Source organism: Nocardia paucivorans NBRC 100373, assembly GCF_000308675.1.
Taxonomy (GTDB): Bacteria; Actinomycetota; Actinomycetes; order Mycobacteriales; family Mycobacteriaceae; genus Nocardia; species Nocardia paucivorans.
This window is the reverse complement of sequence record NZ_BAGE01000103.1, coordinates 1-1,318: the sequence shown is the minus strand read 5'-3', so window position 1 is coordinate 1,318 and position 1,318 is coordinate 1. Positions and strand designations below refer to the sequence as shown.

Annotated in this window: 2 protein-coding genes; both read right to left on the bottom strand. The window is 63.2% G+C overall.

Annotation, left to right across the window (positions count from 1 at the left end):
• Positions 1 to 31 precede the first annotated feature (31 nt).
• Positions 32 to 931, bottom strand: a complete 900-nt coding sequence (locus tag ON32_RS23475; RefSeq protein WP_040793193.1) for an IS3 family transposase — start codon at positions 929 to 931, stop codon at positions 32 to 34.
• A complete protein-coding gene (locus tag ON32_RS23470) occupies positions 931 to 1,251 on the bottom strand; it encodes a transposase (protein ID WP_040793194.1) in 321 nt (106 codons plus the stop codon). The genes ON32_RS23475 and ON32_RS23470 overlap by 1 nt, the downstream gene beginning before the upstream one ends.
• Positions 1,252 to 1,318: the final 67 nt, after the last annotated feature.

The window sequence follows — 1,318 nt, the reverse complement described above, 5'->3', positions numbered from 1 at the left end:
CTGAGGTTCACCCCGAATGGTGGACAGGGGCTCAAGCAGCTGTAGCAGCTGCCGACAGTGATTGTTCATAAGCGATCGGGCTGATCATCCCGATCGTGGAGTGACGGCGCCGAGTGTTGTACCAGTGCATCCATTTGTCAACCGCGGCAACAAGTTCGGTTTTCGTCACGTAGGTATGCCGGTAGTAGTGTTCATGTTTGAACGTCGACCACAGCGATTCCGCGCCGGCGTTGTCCCAGCAGATGCCGGTAGCGCCCATCGACCGGTGCAGGCCATGCCGACGGCAGGCCGCGGCCATGGCCGAAGCAGTGTATTGACTGCCGCGGTCCGCGTGTAGAACAGTTCCGCGGCCGTGACCGCCGCGTGTCGCGACCGCCTTGTCGAGGGTGTCGGTCACCAGTTCGGTGCGCATATGGTCGGCCACCGACCAGCCCAGCACCCGTTTGGAGTGCTCGTCTTTGATCGCGCACAAATACATATCAGCTTCTCCGCAGGTCAGGTAGGTGATGTCGCTGGTCCACACGGCGTCGAGGCGACCTTGGTCGAACCGGCGACCGACCAGATCCGGCGGAAACGACGCACCCGCATCGACCACCGTGGTCGCGACCTTGAACGTCCGTGGGCTGATCCCCTCGATCCCCATTGAAGCCATGATCTTGGCGACGGTCTTCTCGCTGACCTTTTCACCGGCCTCACGCAGATCGGCGGTGATCCGCGGGGCGCCGTAGGTGCCGTCCGATTCGCGGTGATGCACCATGATCTTGACCGCCAGATCCGCATACCGCTGCGCCCGCGGCGTCAACGACGTCGACCGGGCGCGTTTCCGATACTCGTAGTAGCCGGACCTGGATACCTTCAGCAGTCGCGCCATCCGCGCGACGTCCTCGCCAGCACCGCCGGTGAACGCATTCGGGGCGGCGCACTCTGCCATCAGCTCGAACCGGGCCGGTTCTGCTGCATCGCGGCAAAGTACGCCGAGGCTTTTTTCAGGAACGCGATATCTTTGTCCTGCTCGGCGACCTGCTTGCGCAAACGCAGCAACTCTGCCCGCTCGGCACCGGACAAGGGCTGCTCCCGATGGACCGCGGCTGCTTCGATGCGGCGGCGTTCATCGGCAACCCAGCGGCCCAGCAGGCTCTCGTGCACGCCGAGTTCTCTCGAGACCTCGGCGACCGTGCGACCGGAATCGATCACCCGATGAGCAGCCTCGACCTTGTACTCGGCCGTGAACGACCGACGTTTCCGAGACACACAGACATCCTTCCGCAGGATCAACGATCCTGCTAACTCGGTGTCCACTACCCGGGGTGAACCCCAC